Origin of the sequence: Serratia sp. BNK-17 (genome assembly GCF_048684935.1) — a bacterium.
GTDB classification, from domain to species: domain Bacteria; phylum Pseudomonadota; class Gammaproteobacteria; order Enterobacterales; family Enterobacteriaceae; genus Serratia; species Serratia nematodiphila.
This window is the reverse complement of the sequence record NZ_JBLQTR010000001.1, coordinates 1,169,096-1,189,743: the sequence shown is the minus strand read 5'-3', so window position 1 is coordinate 1,189,743 and position 20,648 is coordinate 1,169,096. Positions and strand designations below refer to the sequence as shown.

Sequence of the window (20,648 nt, the reverse complement as noted above, 5' to 3'; positions counted from 1 at the left end):
CTGTAGCAGGAAGGAACAGCATGACGACAGATGTAACCGTAAAATCGCTGGCAGCAGAGATTCAGACTCCGGTTGATCGCCTGGTACAGCAGTTTGCTGATGCAGGGATCAACAAGTCCGAGTCGGACTCTGTTACCCAGCAAGAAAAAGAAACATTGCTGGCGCACCTGAACCGTGAACACGGCAGCGCGCCGGGTAAACTCACTTTGCAGCGCAAAACGCGCAGCACCTTGAATATCCCGAGCACCGGCGGTAAAAGTAAATCGGTGCAAATTGAGGTCCGCAAGAAACGCACTTATGTAAATCGCGATACGCAGGAAGCCCAGTTGGCTGAAGCGGCAGAGCAGGCACAGCGTGAAGCGGAAGAGCAGGCACGGCGCGAAGCGGAAGAGCTCGCAAAACGCGAAGCGGAAGCGAAGCGCGCAGCCGAAGAGCAAGCCAAACGTGAGGCCGCGGAGATTGCTAAGCGTAATTCAGCGGAAAAAGAAAAAGTGACCAATCAACATACCGACGAAATGACCAAGCCAGCTCAGGCGGAAAAAGCACGCCGTGAAGCCGAAGCCGCTGAACTGAAACGCAAAGCGGAAGAGGAAGTGCGCCGCAAGGTTGAAGAGGAAGCCAAGCGCGTGGCGGAAGAAGCCCGTCGCATGGCCGAAGAGAACGGCGAGAAGTGGGCCCAGGCAGACGCGGCAAGCGCCGCGGTTGAAAGCGCCGACTATCACGTGACCACCTCTCAGCACGCCCGTGCCGCGGAAGATGAAAACGACGCCAAAGTTGAAGGCGATCGTCGCAGCCGCACCCGCGGCGGCAAAGCCACCAAGCAGAAGAAAGGCAACAAGCTGTCCGAATCCAAAGCGGATCGCGAAGAAGCGCGCGCCGTTACCCGTGGTGGTAAAGGCAAACGCAAGCCTAGCGCTCTGCAGCAGGGCTTCAACAAGCCGGCGCAGGTGGTTAACCGCGACGTGGTGATCGGTGAAACCATCACCGTGGCCGAGCTGGCCAACAAGATGGCGGTAAAAGGTTCTCAGGTCATCAAAGTGATGATGAAGCTGGGCGCCATGGCCACCATCAACCAGGTTATCGACCAGGAAACCGCACAGCTGGTTGCCGAAGAGATGGGCCACAAAGTTATCCTGCGTCGTGAAAACGAGCTGGAAGAAGCGCTGATGAGCGACCGTGATACGGGCGCTGCGGCCGAGCCGCGCGCGCCGGTCGTGACCATCATGGGCCACGTTGACCACGGTAAAACCTCTCTGCTGGACTACATCCGCTCCACCAAAGTGGCGGCGGGCGAAGCCGGCGGCATTACCCAGCACATCGGTGCCTACCACGTAGAAACCGAGAACGGCATGATCACCTTCCTGGACACCCCGGGCCACGCCGCGTTTACCTCGATGCGTGCTCGCGGTGCTCAGGCGACTGACATCGTGGTTCTGGTGGTGGCGGCCGACGACGGCGTGATGCCACAAACCATCGAAGCTATCCAGCACGCGAAAGCGGCGCAGGTGCCGTTGGTGGTTGCGGTGAACAAAATCGACAAGCCGGAAGCCGATCCGGACCGCGTTAAGCAGGAACTGTCCCAGTACGGCGTGATGCCGGAAGAGTGGGGCGGCGAAGCGCAGTTCGTCCACGTGTCCGCGAAAGCCGGTACCGGTATCGACGAGCTGCTGCAGGCTATCCTGCTGCAGGCCGAAGTTCTGGAGCTGAAAGCGGTACGCAGCGGCATGGCGAGCGGTGTAGTGATCGAGTCCTTCCTGGATAAAGGCCGTGGCCCGGTGGCTACCGTGCTGGTTCAGGAAGGTACGCTGAACAAGGGCGATATCGTCCTGTGCGGCTTCGAATACGGCCGTGTGCGTGCGATGCGCGACGAGCTGGGTCGTGAAGTGACCTCCGCCGGTCCGTCTATCCCTGTGGAAATCCTGGGTCTGTCCAGCGTGCCTGCAGCGGGTGACGAAGCGACCGTGGTGCGTGACGAGAAGAAAGCGCGTGAAGTGGCGCTGTATCGTCAGGGCAAGTTCCGCGAAGTCAAACTGGCGCGTCAGCAGAAGTCCAAGCTGGAAAACATGTTCGCCAACATGACCGACGGCGAAGTGTCCGAGCTGAACATCGTACTGAAATCCGACGTACAGGGTTCTTGCGAAGCGATCAGCGACTCGCTGCTGAAACTCTCCACCGACGAAGTGAAGGTGAAGATTGTCGGCTCCGGCGTAGGTGGTATCACCGAAACCGACGCGACGCTGGCGGCGGCTTCCAACGCCATCATCCTGGGCTTCAACGTGCGTGCCGACGCTTCTGCGCGCCGCGTGATCGAAGCGGAAAGCCTGGATCTGCGTTACTACTCCGTGATCTATAACCTGATCGACGAAGTGAAGCAGGCGATGAGCGGCATGCTGGCGCCGGAATACAAGCAGCAGATCATCGGCCTGGCCGAAGTGCGCGACGTGTTCAAATCGCCTAAGTTCGGCGCTATCGCCGGCTGTATGGTTACCGAAGGGACCATCAAGCGTCACAACCCAATCCGCGTACTGCGCGACAACGTGGTTATCTATGAAGGCGAGCTGGAATCCCTGCGCCGCTTCAAAGATGACGTTAACGAAGTCCGTAACGGCATGGAATGTGGTATCGGCGTTAAGAACTATAACGACGTGCGCGTCGGCGACATGATCGAAGTGTTCGAAATCATTGAGATCCAACGCACCATCGCTTAACGATTGCACATCTGCTTATATCTGTTTACGGGGGGCCTTTGTGCCCCCCGATTTGTCTGGAGAATCCAAAATGGCAAAAGAATTCAGCCGCGGTCAACGCGTGGCGCAAGAGATGCAGAAAGAGATTGCGATCATTCTGCAGCGTGAAGTGAAAGATCCGCGCGTCGGCATGGCGACCGTTTCCGGCGTGGAAGTGTCCCGTGACCTGGCGTACGCCAAGGTTTACGTCACCTTCCTGAACGTGCTGACCGAGAACCACGATCCGGATCTGGTCACCAACGGCATCAAAGCGTTGCAGGACGCTTCCGGTTACATCCGCACTCTGCTGGGCAAAGCGATGCGCCTGCGCGTGGTGCCGGAGCTGACCTTCGCCTACGACAACTCCCTGGTGGAAGGCATGCGCATGTCCAACCTGGTGACCAACGTGGTGAAGAACGACGCCGAGCGCCGTTCCGCCTCAGGCGATGACAAGGAGGACTGATGAGTCGCCCTCGTCGCCGCGGCCGTGATATCCACGGCGTGCTGTTGCTGGACAAGCCGCAGGGTTTGTCGTCCAACGATGCGCTGCAAAAAGTAAAGCGCCTGTACAACGCCAACCGAGCGGGTCACACCGGCGCGCTCGATCCGTTGGCGACCGGCATGCTGCCTATCTGCCTGGGTGAAGCGACCAAGTTTTCGCAATATCTGCTCGATTCCGACAAGCGTTATCGGGTGATCGCCAAGCTGGGGCAGCGTACCGATACCTCGGACGCCGACGGTCAGATCGTGCAGGAGCGCCCGGTGAACTTTACCCAGGCGCAGCTCGACGCGGCGCTGGACACCTTCCGCGGTGACATCCAGCAGGTGCCGTCGATGTATTCGGCGCTGAAATACCAGGGCAAGAAACTCTACGAGTATGCGCGCCAGGGGATTGAAGTGCCGCGCGAAGCGCGCAGCATCACGGTGTACGAGCTGCAGTTTATCCGCTGGGAAGGGGATGAGCTGGAGCTGGAGATCCACTGCTCGAAAGGCACCTACATCCGCACCATCACCGACGATCTCGGCGAGCTGCTGGGCTGCGGCGCGCACGTGATCTATCTGCGCCGCCTGCAGGTGGCGACTTACCCGATCGCGCGCATGGTGACGCTGGAACAGCTGAACGCCTTGCTGGCGCAGGCGCAGGAACAGGCGATCGCCCCCGGCGAGCTGCTCGATCCGCTGCTGATGCCGATGGACAGCCCGGTTGAGAACTATCCGGAAGTGAATTTGTTGCCGGTGGTGGCGGGCTACGTCAAGCAGGGGCAGCCGGTGCTGGTGGCCGGCGCGCCGGCCTCCGGCATGGTGCGTATCACCGAGGGTGAAGAGCGGAAATTCATCGGCGTTGGCGACATCGCCGAGGATGGTCGCGTGGCGCCGCGCCGCCTGGTGGTCGAACATTTCGACTGACGGCGGGGCACTGCGTCGCCTTGCGATCGCACTGCGCTAAGAGTAGAATGGCGCAGCTTATGCATTGGGTTGCTGAATTAGAGATCGGCGCCTGTTTTTATTATCTATAATCTGGAGTATTACAATGTCTCTAAGTGTTGAAGCTAAAGCTCAAATCGTAGCTGATTTCGGTCGTGGTACTAACGACAGCGGTTCTACCGAAGTTCAGGTTGCCCTGCTGACTGCGCAGATCAACCATCTGCAAGGCCACTTCTCCGAGCACAAAAAAGATCACCACAGCCGTCGTGGTCTGCTGCGTATGGTTTCTCAGCGTCGTAAGCTGCTGGACTACCTGAAGCGTAAAGATGTAGCACGTTACACCAGCCTGATCGAGCGTCTGGGTCTGCGTCGCTAATCTAGCAAGTTTCAGTGGAAAGGGGCCTATTTTGGCCCCTTTCTTCTAGGAAGCATAAGCAAATCAGGTTAATGTATTACTGATGTTTCCAAACAGGTTCTTCCGTTACAGAGGTTCGCGCGGCTAATGAGAGGCTTTATCTCCCGCCTGAGATAAGGATTGTCATTAGTCGCGAGGATGTAGTGAGAAGGCAAATCGAGTCACAGGCGTGTCGAGTCGTCAATGCGATTGCGCGCCGCTAATCAAGGATATAATTTTGCTGACACCGATCATTCGCAAATTCCAGTATGGCCAGCATACCGTCACCATCGAAACCGGTATGATGGCGCGTCAGGCCACCGCCGCCGTTATGGTGAGCATGGATGACACCGCCGTATTCGTTACCGTCGTTGGCCAGAAAAAAGCCAAGCCGGGCCAGAGCTTCTTCCCGCTGACCGTTAACTACCAAGAGCGTACCTACGCCGCCGGCCGTATCCCGGGCAGCTTCTTCCGTCGCGAAGGCCGTCCGAGCGAAGGCGAGACCCTGACTTCCCGTCTGATCGACCGTCCGATCCGTCCACTGTTCCCGGACAGCTTCCTGAACGAAGTTCAGGTGATCGCGACCGTGGTTTCCGTTAACCCGCAGGTGAACCCGGACATCGTTGCGATGATCGGTGCTTCCGCGGCCCTGAGCCTGTCCGGTATTCCGTTCAACGGCCCAATCGGCGCCGCGCGCGTGGGTTACATCAACGACCAGTACGTGCTGAACCCGACGACCGACGAGCTGAAAGAAAGCCGTCTGGATCTGGTGGTTGCCGGTACTGCCGGTGCGGTGCTGATGGTTGAATCCGAAGCGGACGTGCTGAGCGAAGATCAGATGCTGGGCGCCGTGGTGTTCGGCCACGACCAGCAGCAAGTGGTTATCGAAAATATCAACGCGCTGGTTGCCGAAGCCGGCAAACAGAAGTGGGATTGGCAGGCGCCTGCGGTCAACGAAGCGCTGCACGCGCGCGTGGCTGAACTGGCCGAAGCTCGCCTGGGCGACGCTTACCACATCACCGAAAAACAAGAGCGTTACGCTCAGGTTGACGCGATCAAAGACAGCGTGGTTGAAACCCTGCTGGCGCAGGACGAAACGCTGGACGCCGGTGAGATCCAGGACATCCTGGGCAACCTGGAGAAAAACGTGGTGCGCAGCCGCGTACTGCGTGGCGAGCCGCGTATCGACGGCCGTGAAAAAGACATGATCCGTGGCCTGGACGTGCGCACCGGCGTACTGCCGCGCACCCACGGTTCCGCGCTGTTCACCCGTGGCGAAACTCAGGCGCTGGTTACCGCGACCCTGGGCACCGCGCGCGACGCCCAGAACCTGGACGAGCTGATGGGCGAGAAGACCGACAGCTTCCTGTTCCACTACAACTTCCCTCCGTACTCCGTAGGCGAAACCGGCATGGTCGGTTCTCCTAAGCGTCGTGAAATCGGTCACGGTCGCCTGGCGAAACGCGGCGTATTGGCTATGATGCCTAAACCGGAAGATTTCCCGTACACGGTTCGCGTGGTGTCTGAAATCACCGAATCCAACGGTTCTTCTTCCATGGCTTCCGTGTGCGGCGCGTCTCTGGCGCTGATGGACGCCGGTGTGCCAATCAAGGCCGCCGTTGCGGGCATCGCGATGGGCCTGGTGAAAGAAGCCGACAACTATGTGGTTCTGTCCGACATTCTGGGTGACGAAGATCACCTGGGCGACATGGACTTCAAAGTGGCCGGTAGCCGCGACGGTATCACCGCGCTGCAGATGGACATCAAAATCGAAGGCATCACCCGCGAAATCATGCAGGTGGCTCTGAACCAGGCCAAGGGCGCGCGTCTGCACATCCTGGGCGTAATGGAACAGGCTATCAGCACTCCGCGCGGCGATATCTCTGAATTCGCACCACGCATTCATACTATCCGCATCAACCCGGATAAAATCAAAGACGTGATCGGTAAGGGCGGTTCCGTTATCCGCGCGCTGACCGAAGAGACTGGCACTACCATCGAAATCGAAGATGATGGTACAGTTAAAATCGCTGCGACCGACGGTGAGAAAGCGAAATTCGCTATCCGTCGCATCGAAGAGATCACGGCAGAGATCGAAGTGGGCCGTATCTACCAGGGCAAAGTGACCCGTATCGTTGATTTCGGCGCATTCGTCGCTATCGGCGGTGGTAAAGAAGGTCTGGTGCACATTTCTCAGATCGCCGACAAGCGCGTCGAGAAAGTGACCGACTATCTGCAGATGGGTCAGGAAGTGCCGGTTAAGGTACTGGAAGTTGACCGTCAGGGCCGCGTGCGTCTGAGCATCAAAGAAGCGATGGCGCCGGAAGCAGGTTCACCTGCGCCTGAAGCAGAATAACTGTATAGATAGTTTTACAGCTCCCCGCCACGGGGTTGGGGGCTGTTCGTATCGCGCGGGTAGGATGCCCGCGTTTTAGCAAACGGAGGACAGGACGTTCATCCAATGTTTGTCTTCGGGAGTGGGAAATGAAGCCTTTCTTGCGCTGGTGTTACGTTGCGACAGCACTCATGCTGGCAGGATGCAGCAACCATGATTGGCGTAAAGACGAAGTTTTGGCAATCCCGTTGCAGCCTACGTTGCAGCAGGAAGTGATCCTGGCGCGCATGGAACAAATTCTTGCCAGCCGGGCACTGACGGATGACGAACGCGCACAGCTTTTATATGAGCGCGGTGTGCTGTATGATAGCCTCGGGTTACGTGCATTAGCGCGCAATGATTTCTCGCAGGCGCTGGCGATACGTCCCGACATGCCGGAAGTTTTCAACTACCTGGGCATTTACTTAACGCAGGCAGGCAATTTTGATGCTGCCTATGAAGCGTTTGATTCTGTACTAGAGCTTGATCCAACTTACAATTACGCGCGTTTAAACCGGGGCATCGCACTGTATTATGGCGGCCGCTTCCCGTTGGCGCAGGATGATCTGCAGGCGTTTTATCAAGACGACCCAAACGATCCCTTCCGTTCGTTATGGCTGTATCTGGTGGAGCGAGAAATCGATCCCAAGAAGGCCGAGGTAGCGCTTCAGCAGCGCTATGACAAAGCGGACAGAGGGCAATGGGGATGGAATATTGTCGAATTCTACCTGGGCAAGATCAGCGAAAAAACGCTGATGGAACGCCTCAAGGCAGATGCAACGGATAACACTTCGCTCGCTGAGCATCTCAGTGAAACTGACTTCTATTTGGGTAAACACTACCTGAGTCTGGGGGACAAGGACACCGCTTCGGCGCTGTTCAAACTGACGGTGTCTAACAACGTTCACAACTTCGTTGAGCACCGCTATGCATTGTTGGAATTGGCGCTTTTGGGCCAAGAGCAAGACGACCTATCGGAATCGGACCAGCAATAGCTGACGAACACCTATCAGCCTGATGGACATTGGTTTTTAACCAAAGTTATCGCCTTAACGGGCGAGGGCTTTTTTGTTCGTTTTATAATCTAATTTGAGCCGGTTCACACTTTTCAATGAAAATGACTGAAAATTTTCTCGACGAGTTATGTAGACTGGCTGCCATTATTAATGAGGCACGTGTACATGACGACTGAGTTTGAAACCTCTTTTGCCGATCTGGGGCTGTCTGCTCCAATCATTTCCGCCCTGAACGATCTGGGCTATGAAAAACCATCTCCGATCCAGGCTGAGTGTATTCCTCACCTGTTGAACGGCCGCGACGTGCTGGGCATGGCGCAGACCGGTAGTGGTAAAACTGCAGCGTTCTCGCTGCCGCTGCTGCACAACCTGCAGGCAGACCTGAAAGCACCTCAGATCCTGGTGCTGGCACCGACCCGCGAACTGGCGGTTCAGGTTGCTGAAGCGATGACCGATTTCTCCAAACACATGAACGGCGTCAACGTGGTAGCCCTGTACGGCGGCCAGCGTTACGACGTGCAGCTGCGCGCTCTGCGCCAGGGCCCGCAAATCGTTGTGGGTACCCCAGGCCGTCTGCTGGACCACCTGAAGCGCGGCACCCTGAACCTCTCTAACCTGAGCGGCCTGGTGCTGGATGAAGCCGACGAAATGCTGCGCATGGGCTTTATCGAAGACGTAGAAACCATCATGGCTGAGATCCCGGCTGAACATCAGACCGCGCTGTTCTCTGCTACCATGCCGGAAGCGATCCGTCGCATCACCCGCCGCTTCATGAAAGAGCCGCAGGAAGTGCGCATCCAGTCCAGCGTGACCACCCGTCCAGACATCAGCCAGAGCTACTGGTCGGTCTACGGCATGCGTAAAAACGAAGCGCTGGTGCGTTTCCTGGAAGCCGAAGACTTTGACGCGGCGATCATCTTCGTCCGTACCAAGAACGCGACCCTGGAAGTGGCCGAAGCGCTGGAGCGCAGCGGTTACAGCAGCGCCGCGCTGAACGGCGACATGAACCAGGCGCTGCGTGAGCAGACTCTGGAGCGTCTGAAAGACGGTCGTCTGGATATCCTGATCGCGACCGACGTTGCGGCCCGTGGCCTGGACGTTGAGCGCATCAGCCTGGTTGTCAACTACGACATCCCGATGGACTCCGAGTCTTACGTTCACCGTATCGGCCGTACCGGTCGTGCGGGCCGCGCCGGCCGCGCGCTGCTGTTCGTGGAAAACCGCGAACGCCGCCTGCTGCGCAACATCGAACGCACCATGAAGCTGACCATCCCTGAAGTGGAACTGCCGAACGCAGAACTGCTGGGCGAGCGTCGTCTGGCCAAGTTCGCGGCGAAAGTTCAGCAGCAGCTGGAAAGCAGCGATCTGGACCTGTATCGCGCACTGCTGACCAAACTGCAGCCGGAAGAAGAGCTGGATATGGAAACCCTGGCCGCCGCGCTGCTGAAAATGGCTCAGGGCGAACGTCCGCTGATCCTGCCGCCGGATCCGGTCTTCAAGCCACGTCAGCGCCGCGAGTTCAACGACCGTGACGATCGTCGCGGTGACCGTGGCGACCGTCGTGACAGCCGTGACGGCGATCGTCCGCGTCGCGAACGTCGTGACGTTGGCGAAATGCAGCTGTACCGCATCGAAGTGGGCCGTGACGATGGCGTAGAAGTGCGTCACATCGTTGGCGCTATCGCTAACGAAGGCGACATCAGCAGCCGTTACATCGGCAACATCAAGCTGTTCGCTTCCCACTCCACCATCGAGCTGCCAAAAGGCATGCCGGGCGAGATCCTGAATCACTTCACTCGCACTCGCATCCTGAACAAGCCGATGAACATGCAGCTGCTGGGCGATGCGCAGCCGTTCGAACGTCGCGAGCGTCGTGACGGTGGCAACGGCGGCGAGCGTCGCGGCAACGGTCGTCCGTTCAACGGCGAACGTCGCGAAGGCGGCCCGCGTCGCTCCTTCGGCGAACGTCGTGAAGGCGGCAACGGCGGCGAGCGTCGTGGCGGTAACTACAACCGCGACGGCAAGCCGGCGCCACGCCGTGATGACGGCGCACCGGCAGCACCACGTCGTCGTTTCGGCGACGCGTAATCGCTGATTCGCCGTTCGCGGTGAAGCGCTCTGAAAAACCAGCCTGCGGGCTGGTTTTTTTATGCCTGAAAGTTGCCGTCAAACGCCCCTGAATGGCGTATCATTCATAAGGTTTTTTCTTACGGATGATATGCACGGGAGATGCCATGAGTTGGCAGCAGTTTAAATCTCAATACCTGGTGCGCTTTTGGGCGCCGCTGCCGGCGGTGATCGCCGCCGGGATCCTTTCTACCTACTACTTCGGCATGACCGGCACCTTCTGGGCGGTGACCGGCGAGTTCACCCGCTGGGGCGGCCATGTGCTGCAGTGGTTCGGCCTGCACCCCGAGCAGTGGGGCTATTTCAAGGTCATCGGCCTGCAGGGCACGCCGCTGGAGCGCATCGACGGGCGGATGATCATCGGCATGTTCGCCGGCTGTATCGCCGCCGCGCTGTGGGCCAACAACATCAAACTGCGTCAGCCGCAGCACCGCATTCGCATCGTGCAGGCGTTGCTGGGCGGCATCATCGCCGGCTTCGGCGCACGCCTGGCGATGGGCTGCAACCTGGCGGCGTTCTTCACCGGCATTCCTCAGTTCTCGTTGCACGCCTGGTTCTTCGCGCTGGCGACCGCCGCCGGCTCCTACTTCGGCGCCAAATTCACGCTGCTGCCGATGTTCCGCATTCCGGTCAAATTGCAAAAGGTGAAGGCCGCCGCGCCGCTGACGCAGAAGCCTGAGCAGGCGCGCCGTCGCTTCCGGTTGGGCATGGCGATCTTCGGTCTGGCGGTGGCCTGGTCGCTGTGGACGCTGTTCGATGCGCCGAAGCTCGGCATCGCCATGCTGTTCGGCATCGGCTTTGGCCTGCTGATCGAGCGCGCGCAGATCTGCTTCACTTCGGCGTTCCGCGATCTGTGGATCACCGGTCGCACCCACATGGCGAAAGCCATCATCATCGGCATGGCGGTGAGCGCCATCGGCATCTTCAGCTATGTGCAGCTCGGCGTGGCGCCGAAGATCATGTGGGCCGGCCCGAATGCGGTGCTGGGCGGTTTGCTGTTCGGCTTCGGCATCGTGCTGGCCGGCGGCTGCGAGACCGGTTGGATGTACCGCGCCGTGGAAGGGCAGGTGCATTACTGGTGGGTGGGGCTGGGCAACATCATCGGCGCTACGCTGCTGGCCTATTACTGGGACGACCTGGCGCCGGCGCTGGCGACCGACTACGACAAGATCAACCTGCTCGATACCTTCGGCCCGATCGGCGGCCTGCTGGTGACTTACCTGCTGCTGGCGCTGGCCTTCGCCGCCATGCTGTGGTGGGAGAAACGCTTTTTCCGCGCCCGGCCTGAGGCGCAGGTGGTGAATTTGAGGAGCATGCCATGAAAGAGACGACGATAGTGCCGGACTACCGGCTGGACATGCTGGGCGAGCCTTGTCCGTACCCGGCGGTGGCGACGCTGGAGGCGATGCCGCAGCTGAAGCCGGGGGAGATCCTGGAGGTGATCAGTGATTGCCCGCAGTCGATCAACAACATCCCGCTCGATGCGCGCAACCACGGCTACAAGGTGCTGGATATCCAGCAGGACGGGCCGACCATCCGCTATCTGATCCAGCGTTAACGCCGAGGCGGTGGGGTTCCCACCGCCTTTTCGCTTTTTAGCCCTTCACGATGTCGCCTTTCACGCCGGCGACGATCTCGAACGAACGCAGCCGCGCCTGATGATCGAAGATCTGGCCGTTGACCATGATCTCGTCGGCATCGGTTTCACGCAGCAGCGTTTGCAGCCCGTGACGCACCGTTTTTTCATCGCCGACGATCGACATCCGCAGCGCCTGTTCGACGCCGTATTGCTCACCGGCGCTCCACAGCGCGTGGATGTTATCCACCGGCGGCGGCAGCGGGCCGGGCGAACCGCGGCGCAGATTGATGAACTGCTGCTGCATCGAGCTGAACAAGAAGCGCGCATCGCGGTCGCTGTCGGCGGCGATCACGTTGACGCACACCATGGCGTGCGGCTGCGCCAGCTGTTTGGAGGGTTTGAAGTTCTCGCGGTACAGCTGCAGCGCCTGGAACAGCATATCCGGAGCGAAGTGCGAAGCGAAGGCGAACGGCAGGCCGAGCTGCGCCGCCAGCTGTGCGCTGTAGAGGCTGGAGCCGAGCAGCCAGAGCGGCACATGCAGCCCCTGGCCCGGCACCGCCTGCACCGGCTGGCCGGGCTGCGCGTCGCAGAAGTAGTTTTGCAGTTCCTGCACGTCGCGCGGGAAGGTATCCACATCGCCGGACAGGTGGCGGCGCAGCGCCATCATGGTGCGTTGATCGGTGCCGGGCGCGCGGCCCAGCCCCAGATCGATGCGGCCGGGGTAGAGCGATTCCAGCGTGCCGAACTGTTCGGCGATCACCAGCGGCGCATGGTTCGGCAGCATTACGCCGCCAGAGCCGAGGCGAATGCTCTGGGTGCCGGCGGCCAGATAGCCCAGCAGCACCGAGGTGGCGGCGCTGCCGATGCCGGTCATGTTGTGGTGCTCGGCCAGCCAGTAGCGCTGGTAGCCCCAGCGTTCGGCGTGTTGCGCCAGATCCAGCGAACAGTGGAAAGCGTCGCGCGCCTTGGCCCCTTGCGGGATTGGCGATAAATCCAGTACCGAAAGCGGTACGGCAGTGTGTTCAGTCATGACATCGTCCATCAGAGAGTGGATCGCTTAAAGGGCGATTGCAGGAGTCTGCATACTAAAAGGCCGAAAAAAGATGCTTTTTAGTGTTAAAAGCATAATCCAATTTATAGTTATAAAAGAGGAGATATGTGCTTGTGATATCCTCATGAGTGCAATGGTGTTTTTTGGAGCAATTTGAGACATGGAAATGATGATCCCCGCCCGCCGCTTACCGTTCCGGGAGCCGATATAATGAAAAAAAAGACGCTGTTTACCCTGTTGCTGATGATGGTGGCGATCGCATTGGCGATCCTGTTCCGCGCGCACAATCAGGATCTGTTACTGCAGGGTGAAGTGGATGCCCCCGAAGTGATCGTCGCATCCAAGGCGAAAGGCCGGGTTGTTGAACGCCTGATCGAACGCGGCGATGACGTGAAAAGCGGCCAGCTGATCATCCAACTCGACAGCCCCGAACTGATGGCGCAGCTGCGTTCCGCGCAGGCGACGCGCGACGAGGCCAAAGCGCAGCTCGAGCTGTCGCTGCACGGCACCCGTGAAGAGAGCATCCGCAACCTGCGCGCCAACCTGGCGCAGGCCGAGGCGCAGTACCGCAATGCGCAAAACGACTACAACCGTAACCTGAGCGTGGCCGGCAAGGGCTATATCTCGAAGTCCGAGCTGGACGCTTCGCGCCGGTCGCGCGACACCGCCTTCCAGCAGGTGCAGGCCGCCAAGGCCAACCTGGATGAAGGCATCAATGGCGACCGCGTCGAGCAGCGGCAGCAATATGCGGCGGCGCTGCGGGCGGCGGAAGAGAACCTGCTGCAGATCCAGGCGCAGAGTGACGATCTGCAGGTGAAAGCGCCGGTGGACGGCGAAGTGGGGCCGATCCCGGCCGAAGTGGGCGAATTGCTGAACGCCGGCAGCCCGCTGGTGACGTTGATCCGGGTGCCGGACGCTTACTTCGTGTTTAACCTGCGTGAAGACATCCTGGCCCACGTGCGCAAAGGCGACAAGGTCAAGCTGCGAGTGCCGGCGCTGAAGGACAAAATGATCGACACCGAGGTGCGCTACATCGCGCCGCTGGGGGATTACGCCACCAAACGCGCCACCCGCGCCACCGGCGACTTCGACCTGAAAACCTTCGAAGTGCGCCTGTATCCGTCACAGCCGGTGGACGGCCTGCGTCCGGGGATGAGCACCTTATGGCAATGGAAAGAGTAAGGGCCGGCTGGCGCTGCTTCAGTCACGCGTTCGACAAAGAGTGTCGCGTCGCCTTTCGCAGCCCGGTGGTGCACTGGCTGAGCTGGATCTTTCCGCTGATCCTGTTTGCGCTGATCAGCAGCAACTTCTCCGAAGGCACGCTGCTCGATCTGCCGGTCTCGGTGGTGGACAGCGATCACAGCCCGCTGTCCAAATCGCTGACGCGGCGGCTGGACGCCGGGTCGCACGCCCACGTCGAGGCATACGGCGGCGGGCTGCCGGAGTCGCTGAGCCGCCTGCGCAGCGCGCAGGATTACGCGTTGCTGTATATCCCACCGGACTTTGAGGCCAATGCGCTGTCGGGCAAACAGCCGAGCGTGGTGATGTACTACAACGCGCTGTTTTACGGCGCCGGGCTGTACTCCACCCAGGACTTCGGCGGCCTGATGAACGAAATCAACGCCAGCACCCGCAGCATCATCGCCACCGAGATGGGCAAAACGTTGCCGCCGCTGGCGGACGTGACGCTCTCCTACGGCAGCCTGTTCAACGCCAGCGGCAGCTATATCTATTACCAGCAGTTCGCCGCCACCATCCACCTGCTGCAGCTGTTCGCGGTGACCTGCATGATCTATGTGCTGGCGCGCAGCAAGTCGCTGCTGCAGGCCAAGCCGTTCAGCCTGGCGCTGCTCGGCAAGCTGGCGCCATATACGCTGTGTTTCACCACCCTGCTGATGGTGGAGATCGCGGCGCTGGTGGGCATCTTTGACGCCCGCGTCAGCGGCAACCCGCTGTTTATGCTGATGATCGGCCTGTTCTATGTGATGGCGGCGCAGAGCATCGGCCTGCTGCTGTACACCTTTACCGGCAGCACCATCACCGCCTACAGCCTGATCGGTATTTTGGTCAGTATCGCGATGACCTTCTCCGGCATGGCGGTGCCTGAGCTGTCGATGCCGCTGCCGGCGCGCATTATTTCCAACATCGAACCGCTGACTCACGCGCTGTATGCGATGTTCGACGTGTTCCTGCGCCAGGTGCACGCCAGCGCCATCTTCAGCGTGTGCGCGCTGCTGGCGGTCTATCCGCTGGTGGCCGCACTGCTGGTGCGCAATCGCCTGCCGGCGCGGCTGGCAAAAGAGGGGAGCGCCGGATGAAGCTTTATTGGCAAACCTTCGTTAAGGTGCTGCTCGGCATGCTGGAGCGGCCGGTGTGGCTGATGCTGATCCTGTCGCTGTGCATCATGAGCCTGGTGTACGCCAACCGCACGGTGTGGGATCTGCCGGTGGGCGTGATCGATCAGGATCACAGCACCGCCAGCCGGCAGCTGATCCGCCAACTGGACGCAACCTCCAAGATCGCGATTGAAACCTACGACAGCCTGGAACAGGCGCAGCGCGATCTCAGCTGGCGCAAGCTGTTTGCGGTGATCATCATGCCGGTGGATCTGGAGAAGAAAATTCTCAGCGGGCAGAACATCGTGGTGCCGATGTACGGCGACGCCACCAACCGCCTGGCCAACGGCCAGATCCAGCAGGACGTGGTGGCGGCCTATCAGCAGCTGCTGACGCAATACAACAACGGGCTGCTGCTGCGCAGCGGCTTCAGCGAACGGCAGGCGCAGATACTGCTGACGCCGATACTGGGGCAAACGCTGGACGTGTTCAACCCCGGCATCAGCTTTGCGGCGATCATCTTCCCCGGCCTGCTGGTGATGCTGTTGCAGCACTCGCTGCTGATCGCCTGTATCCGCGTCAATATCGCCATGAAGAGCATGCCCGGCGGCAAGGCGCCGCTGGCGGCGCACCTCGGCGGGCTGACGGCGCTGCTGCCGATCTGGCTGTTCCTGTCGATCGTGCTGTTCGTGCTGTGGCCGTGGGTATTGGGCTATAGGCAGACGGCGAACATCGCCGAACTGCTGCTGCTGACCTTCCCGTTCCTGCTGGCGGTATTGGGGCTGGGCAAGCTGGTGACAGAATGTCTGCGCAGCGTCGAGATGATCTACCTGACGCTGGCGTTCATCACTACGCCGATCTTCTACCTGTCCGGCACTATCTGGCCGCTGCAGTCGATGCCGGCCTGGGTGCGCGCCATCTCGTACAGCATCCCCTCCACCTGGGGCACCAAGGCGATCGCCGGCGTCAACCAGATGGGGCTGTCGCTGAATGAGGTGTGGGGCGACGTCGCCATGATGCTGATACTCGGTGTGGTCTACACCCTGCTGGGCTTCGGCGTCGGCTTCTTGCGCAACAGCGTGGCGCTGCGCGGGATGTTCAGGAAGCGGCGGGCGTAGGGGATAAATAAAGGCGCCATTTTCGGCGCCTTTATTATTTCGTATTATTGATATGTCTAAGGTGATTTATTTAGCTGGGCGTCTACTCTTATTTTTAATTTGATTTGTTATGTTGATTTTGGTAGTTGTAATTGTCGATCTGCTTAGGGAATTAATGGTTGGCGTTAACTTTATCTATAACGTGTTATTTAAAGGATGGAATAATATGTCAACAATAAGAGCGCTTGATTTTGATGAGATGAAATTGATTGGCGGTTGTGGCGATGGAAATAACGGCGGCGATCGTGACAGGCCAGGCAGAGGTGCGTCAAACTCTTGTGCCAATCAGGTTGGAATGGGCATTATCATTGGCGCATTTACCGGTTTTTCCGGCGGCCCTCCAGGGATGATAGGTATGGCGGTTGCCGGTGGCTTAATGGGGGCGGTCTCTTGCGCAGATAACAGCCCTGCCGGGAATAATAAGAATAACGGTGGTGCCTTGGGTGGGAATAAAAACGCCAATAGCGTTAATGGGCAATGTCGCTGGTGATGAGTAAATCGCTTTTAGAGTGTCAAAAATAGAGGGTGGGTTATGGTTAATAGACGTCTTTTAAACCCGCTATGTAATATGATTGCGCTAACGTTGAGTATGTTACTTGTCTCGTTCTCCTCACTGAGTATTATTTCATACGGAGAACATTTGGTAGATGCGGCCATCGCGGTTTTCACTTATTTTGGTATCAGAAGCTGCTGCCTGATGTGTGTAAGTTTATTCCATTGGTTCCACGGTGGAGATGAGCGCATTAATCTTGATAAATAAACAGAGCCGGCAGCGCCCGCTGCCGGCTCTGTCCTCGTTAAGACACCAACTCCAACCCCGCCACGCGGCGCCAGTAGCCGTTGCAGTCGGCGCGGTCGATCAAGTTTAGCGGCTGCTCGCCGCGCTCGTTGGCGCGGAAGGCGTCGATCTGCGCCAGCGTCTCGGCGCCCTGCGGCGACAGCCGCACGATGTCCACCAGCCCCTGCATGCTTGGCAGCTCGTTGCCGAGGTTGTAGCAGTAACCGCTCATGGTCTGGATGCCGTTGAGCACGAACACCTGCTGTTGCTCCTGGGAGCGCATCATGCGGCCCTGCGGATATTTGATGCAGCAGGTTTCGCACTCGTCCTTGCCGCGGTTCTCCGAGCGGGCGGTGAAGCAGCGCGCCGAGTAGGCCAACGGCAGGTGGCCGTAGCTCAGCACCTCCACCTCGAAGTCGTGGCGGAAGCCCAGCTCGTCGCACTGCGTCAGCAGATTGGCCAGCCAGTCGCGCGACAGTTCGACCGGCATGCACCAACGCACCATGCCCTGGCGGCGCAGCAGGCGCAGGGTATAGGCGTTGTAGCAGTTCAGCGCATGGCCGGCGACGAACGGCAAGCCGCGCTCCGCCGCCATGTTCACCGCGCCCAGATCGTTGGCTTCCAATAGGAACTCGCCGTTCTCCACATAGCGTTTCAGCTCATTCAACTCGGACGGCGCCTGCAGCAGCGCCAGCGTGGAGATCACCACCTGTTTGCCGCTGTGGGCGATCTCGCGCGCCAGCGCCAGCCAATCGCTAACCTTCATCTCGCGCCGTTTGGTGCAGACGCTCTCGCCGAGGTAAATGATGTCGGCGCTGCTCTCCGCCGCCTGTTGATAGAACGCCGCGATGTCGGTTTTCGGCCAGTAGTAGAGTACCGGCCCCAGTGCGTATTTCATGTTTCCTCCTGCTACTGCCATTTGCGGTGATAGGCGCCCAGCGTGGTCTGGGTGCCTTCGGACATCGCGCCCAGCGTCTCCATCCAGGCGGCGTCGGCGCGGTAGGCGGCCGGATCGGCCTGGCAACGGTCGATCGCCTGGCGCCAGACGCGCGCCACCTGGCTGACGTAGGCCGGGCTGCGCTGGCGGCCTTCGATCTTCACCGAGGCGATGTTGGCGGCCAGCAGCTCCGGTAGCAGCTCCAGCGTATTGAGGCTGGTGGGCTCTTCCAGCGCGTGGTAGCGCACGTCGTCCACCAGATAGCGGCCCTTGCACAGCGTCGGGTAACCGGCGTTTTCATGGTCCTGGTAGCGGTCGATCAGCACGTCGTTCAGGCGCGACTCCATGCCCTGCGGGGTTTGCTGCCAGCGCACGAAGCGCGCCGGCGAGCAGGCGCCGACGGTGTTCGGCGACTCGCCGGTCAGGTAGGAGGAGAGGTAGCAGCGCCCCTCGGCCATGATACACAGGCTGCCGAAGGCGAACACTTCCAGCGGCACCGGGCTGGTGCGCGCCAGCTGTTTCACCTGATGCATCGACAGCACGCGCGGCAGCACCACCCGGCCCACCTCGAAGTTGCGCTGGTAGAAACGGATCGCCTCTTCGTTGGTGGCGGAGGCCTGCACCGAAACGTGGCGCTCCAGCTGCGGGTAGCGCTGGGCGGCGTATTCCAGCATCGCCAGATCCGCCAGAATCAGCGCGTCGGCGCCCAGCTGGGCGGCCATATCCACCGCGCGCTGCCAGCGGGCGTAGCCGTCGGGATGGGCGAAGGTGTTGATGGCGATATGCAATTTGCGGCCGTGGCGATGCACGTAATCAACCGCTTCCTGCAGCTTTTTCTCGGTGAAGTTGAGGCCGGCGAAGTGGCGCGCGTTGGTATCGTCTTTCAGCCCGATGTAAACGGCGTCGGCGCCGTTATCTACCGCGGCCTTCAGGGCCGGCAGGTTGCCGGCGGGGCAAAGCAGCTCCATAGATTTATCCTGGCTTAGCCGTGCGCCCGGCCGGGCGCACGCTGTCTTTAAAGGTTGCCGGCGGCGGTGTTCCGCCGGCAAACGCGAATCGGGGAGGCCATTTTAGGCGAAGGGGTGCGCACAGGTTTTGATTTGGGGCAGCTTATGGCGTATTGATAAACATGGCGGTGAAATGCACTATTTGTTGATATAGACCGCTGAAGCCGCGCGCCAGTGTGGCAAAATAGCGGTAGTCCGTATTGAAAGGAGTGGATGACCGTGTTGGAACAACTACGAGCACGCCTTGTGCGCCAGGGGCCGTCGCTGCTGCGCATCCCGCTGAAATTCACGCCGTTCGCCCTGCAGCGCCAGCTGCTGCAACAGGTGCTGAGCTGGCAGTTCCGCCAGGCGTTGGCGGATGGCGAACTGGAATTTCTCGAATCGCGCTGGTTAAAGATCGAAGTTCGCGATCTGGCGCTACACTGGTTTATGACGGTAGAAAACGACAAACTGGTGGTCAGCCAGCACGCCGAAGCGGACGTCAGCTTCAGCGGCGACGCCAACGATCTGATCCTGATCGCGGCGCGCAAGCAAGATCCGGATACGCTGTTCTTTCAGCGTCGGCTGCAGATTGAAGGGGATACCGAATTGGGCCTGTATGTGAAAAATTTGATGGACGCCATCGAGCTGGAAAGCATGCCTGCGCCGCTGCGCATGGGGCTGCTGCAGTTGGCTGATTTTGTCGAAGCAGGGCTGCAGGAGGGCACGGCGTCGGCTTCCCGTGTGGCGGTATCATGCTGATCCGCGTAGAGATCCCGGTAGACGCGGCGGGCATCGATGCCTTGCTGCGCCGCGCCTTTGGCCGCGACGACGAAGCTGATTTGGTGCAGCAGCTGCGCGAAGACGGCCTGCTGACGCTGGGCGTGGTCGCCACCGACGACGAAGGCGGGGTGGTGGGGTACGCCGCGTTCAGCCCGGTAGACGTGGCCGGCGAAGACCGCCAATGGGTGGCGCTGGCGCCGCTGGCGGTTGATGAAAGCCTGCGCCGTCAGGGGCTGGCTGAAAAGCTGGTGTACGAAGGCTTGGACTCGCTGAACGAATTCAGCTACGCCGCGGTGGTAGTGCTGGGCGATCCGGCCTATTACGGCCGCTTCGGCTTCAAACCGGCAGCCGCCTATGGCCTGAATTGTCGCTGGCCGGACACGGAAAGCGCATTCCAGGTGTATCCGCTGGCGCAAGACGCTCTGAATGGCGTCAGCGGCGAAGTGGCTTTTTCGGCGCCGTTTAATCGCTTTTAACGATCGGCAACAAATCCTCCAACGACAGCGGCGGGTGATTCACCAGCCGCTCTTTTTGTATTTTGCTCAGCTGTTTGAGTCAAAACTCCAGTTTCACCAGCTGTATATAACTGGCTATTGGGCTAATGCGATTGGTGATAATACCAATCTGGGTGCCCGCCAATTTTCTTTCATAGATTTGAAAGCGACTCTTTTCTCCAGTCTTACTTGCGAACCCTGTTTTGAGCGGCCAATTTAACTTATTGATTTTTTATGATAAGTATTTAAGTGATTTTAAAAAGGTTTTTTGACACAACAGATAGATTTTCTTTAGACAATCAGCTGATTAGCGCTAATCTTCAACAGTGCACTGCCGTACAGGCAGCTTAGAAAAGCATGCCAGTGCTGTCAGTTACCTGGGCGGTGTGCACTGCCGTACAGGCAGCTTAGAAATAAAAAAGGCGAGTCTGGGAAAAAGGATGCGAGTGCACTGCCGTACAGGCAGCTTAGAAAAAACGCCGGAC

19 protein-coding genes and 1 CRISPR repeat array (1 of these 20 cut by a window edge) are annotated in these 20,648 nt (G+C 59.4%); of the genes, 16 read left to right on the top strand and 3 right to left on the bottom strand.

Translation table 11 applies throughout. The annotated features are described in order from the left end of the window. Positions 1–20 precede the first annotated feature (20 nt). From infB to yedF, 10 genes are all read left to right on the top strand, one after another. Positions 21–2,708, top strand: coding sequence for a translation initiation factor IF-2 (infB, locus tag ACMGF7_RS05735; protein ID WP_004933511.1), 2,688 nt, complete (start codon positions 21–23; stop codon positions 2,706–2,708). A 70-nt stretch (positions 2,709–2,778) separates the two neighbouring features. Beyond that, positions 2,779–3,189, top strand: a complete 411-nt coding sequence (rbfA, locus tag ACMGF7_RS05730) for a 30S ribosome-binding factor RbfA (RefSeq protein WP_004933508.1) — start codon at positions 2,779–2,781, stop codon at positions 3,187–3,189. Then, positions 3,189–4,133 carry a tRNA pseudouridine(55) synthase TruB gene (gene truB, locus ACMGF7_RS05725; RefSeq protein ID WP_197798753.1) on the top strand — a complete coding sequence of 315 codons (945 nt, stop codon included), beginning with the start codon at positions 3,189–3,191 and terminating at the stop codon, positions 4,131–4,133. The genes rbfA and truB overlap by 1 nt, the downstream gene beginning before the upstream one ends. A gap of 124 nt (positions 4,134–4,257) precedes the next feature. Continuing rightward, positions 4,258–4,527, top strand: coding sequence for a 30S ribosomal protein S15 (rpsO, locus tag ACMGF7_RS05720; RefSeq protein WP_004933502.1), 270 nt, complete (start codon positions 4,258–4,260; stop codon positions 4,525–4,527). Between the two features lie 256 nt (positions 4,528–4,783). Continuing rightward, positions 4,784–6,901: a polyribonucleotide nucleotidyltransferase gene (gene pnp / locus ACMGF7_RS05715; RefSeq protein WP_197800540.1), complete on the top strand. Its 2,118-nt coding sequence runs from the start codon at positions 4,784–4,786 to the stop codon at positions 6,899–6,901. A gap of 128 nt (positions 6,902–7,029) precedes the next feature. Continuing rightward, positions 7,030–7,914: a lipoprotein NlpI gene (gene nlpI, locus ACMGF7_RS05710; protein WP_004933495.1), complete on the top strand. Its 885-nt coding sequence runs from the start codon at positions 7,030–7,032 to the stop codon at positions 7,912–7,914. A gap of 116 nt (positions 7,915–8,030) precedes the next feature. After that, a complete protein-coding gene (gene yrbN, locus ACMGF7_RS05705; protein ID WP_099032700.1) occupies positions 8,031–8,111 on the top strand; it encodes a protein YrbN in 81 nt (26 codons plus the stop codon). After that, positions 8,101–10,023 (top strand): DEAD/DEAH family ATP-dependent RNA helicase, encoded by a 1,923-nt coding sequence (locus tag ACMGF7_RS05700; protein ID WP_004933492.1) that lies wholly within the window; start codon positions 8,101–8,103, stop codon positions 10,021–10,023. Before yrbN ends, ACMGF7_RS05700 begins: the two co-directional genes overlap by 11 nt. A 146-nt stretch (positions 10,024–10,169) precedes the next feature. Further along, positions 10,170–11,384 (top strand): selenium metabolism membrane protein YedE/FdhT, encoded by a 1,215-nt coding sequence (gene yedE, locus ACMGF7_RS05695; protein ID WP_004933488.1) that lies wholly within the window; start codon positions 10,170–10,172, stop codon positions 11,382–11,384. Continuing rightward, positions 11,381–11,620: a sulfurtransferase-like selenium metabolism protein YedF gene (yedF, locus tag ACMGF7_RS05690; protein ID WP_004933486.1), complete on the top strand. Its 240-nt coding sequence runs from the start codon at positions 11,381–11,383 to the stop codon at positions 11,618–11,620. Before yedE ends, yedF begins: the two co-directional genes overlap by 4 nt. Before the next feature lie 37 nt (positions 11,621–11,657). Here the strand turns inward: yedF and ACMGF7_RS05685 are convergent, their stop codons facing one another. Further along, positions 11,658–12,671 carry a luciferase-like monooxygenase gene (locus ACMGF7_RS05685; protein WP_015376417.1) on the bottom strand — a complete coding sequence of 338 codons (1,014 nt, stop codon included), beginning with the start codon at positions 12,669–12,671 and terminating at the stop codon, positions 11,658–11,660. 231 nt (positions 12,672–12,902) lie between these two features. Between ACMGF7_RS05685 and ACMGF7_RS05680 the strand changes: the two genes are divergently transcribed. The 4 genes from ACMGF7_RS05680 (at position 12,903) to ACMGF7_RS05665 (ending at position 16,675) form a co-directional block, all read left to right on the top strand. Continuing rightward, on the top strand, positions 12,903–13,874 hold the full coding sequence (locus tag ACMGF7_RS05680) for an HlyD family secretion protein (protein WP_004933479.1): 972 nt from the start codon (positions 12,903–12,905) through the stop codon (positions 13,872–13,874). Then, a complete protein-coding gene (locus ACMGF7_RS05675) occupies positions 13,856–15,010 on the top strand; it encodes an ABC transporter permease (RefSeq protein WP_015376418.1) in 1,155 nt (384 codons plus the stop codon). Before ACMGF7_RS05680 ends, ACMGF7_RS05675 begins: the two co-directional genes overlap by 19 nt. Further along, the gene (locus ACMGF7_RS05670; RefSeq protein WP_049243041.1) at positions 15,007–16,146 is read left to right on the top strand and encodes an ABC transporter permease; all 1,140 of its coding nucleotides are present in this window, start codon (positions 15,007–15,009) and stop codon (positions 16,144–16,146) included. Before ACMGF7_RS05675 ends, ACMGF7_RS05670 begins: the two co-directional genes overlap by 4 nt. 109 nt (positions 16,147–16,255) lie before the next feature. Then, positions 16,256–16,675, top strand: a complete 420-nt coding sequence (locus ACMGF7_RS05665) for a hypothetical protein (protein ID WP_134954209.1) — start codon at positions 16,256–16,258, stop codon at positions 16,673–16,675. A gap of 307 nt (positions 16,676–16,982) precedes the next feature. On the opposite strand, the gene ACMGF7_RS05660 is transcribed toward ACMGF7_RS05665, so the two are convergent. Then, the gene (locus tag ACMGF7_RS05660) at positions 16,983–17,861 is read right to left on the bottom strand and encodes a U32 family peptidase (protein WP_049243044.1); all 879 of its coding nucleotides are present in this window, start codon (positions 17,859–17,861) and stop codon (positions 16,983–16,985) included. Positions 17,862–17,872: 11 nt separating this feature from the next. Next, positions 17,873–18,868 carry a ubiquinone anaerobic biosynthesis protein UbiU gene (gene ubiU / locus ACMGF7_RS05655; RefSeq protein WP_015376422.1) on the bottom strand — a complete coding sequence of 332 codons (996 nt, stop codon included), beginning with the start codon at positions 18,866–18,868 and terminating at the stop codon, positions 17,873–17,875. Between the two features lie 258 nt (positions 18,869–19,126). Between ubiU and ubiT the strand changes: the two genes are divergently transcribed. Together ubiT and ACMGF7_RS05645 are read left to right on the top strand one after the other, a co-directional pair. Beyond that, on the top strand, positions 19,127–19,648 hold the full coding sequence (gene ubiT / locus ACMGF7_RS05650; protein ID WP_049187007.1) for a ubiquinone anaerobic biosynthesis accessory factor UbiT: 522 nt from the start codon (positions 19,127–19,129) through the stop codon (positions 19,646–19,648). Then, complete coding sequence (locus ACMGF7_RS05645; RefSeq protein ID WP_021504238.1) at positions 19,642–20,145, top strand: GNAT family N-acetyltransferase; 504 nt, start codon at positions 19,642–19,644, stop codon at positions 20,143–20,145. The genes ubiT and ACMGF7_RS05645 overlap by 7 nt, the downstream gene beginning before the upstream one ends. A 344-nt stretch (positions 20,146–20,489) precedes the next feature. Further along, positions 20,490–20,648: direct repeats of the CRISPR family, unit length 28 nt; unit sequence GTGCACTGCCGTACAGGCAGCTTAGAAA (it continues 696 nt past the right edge of the window).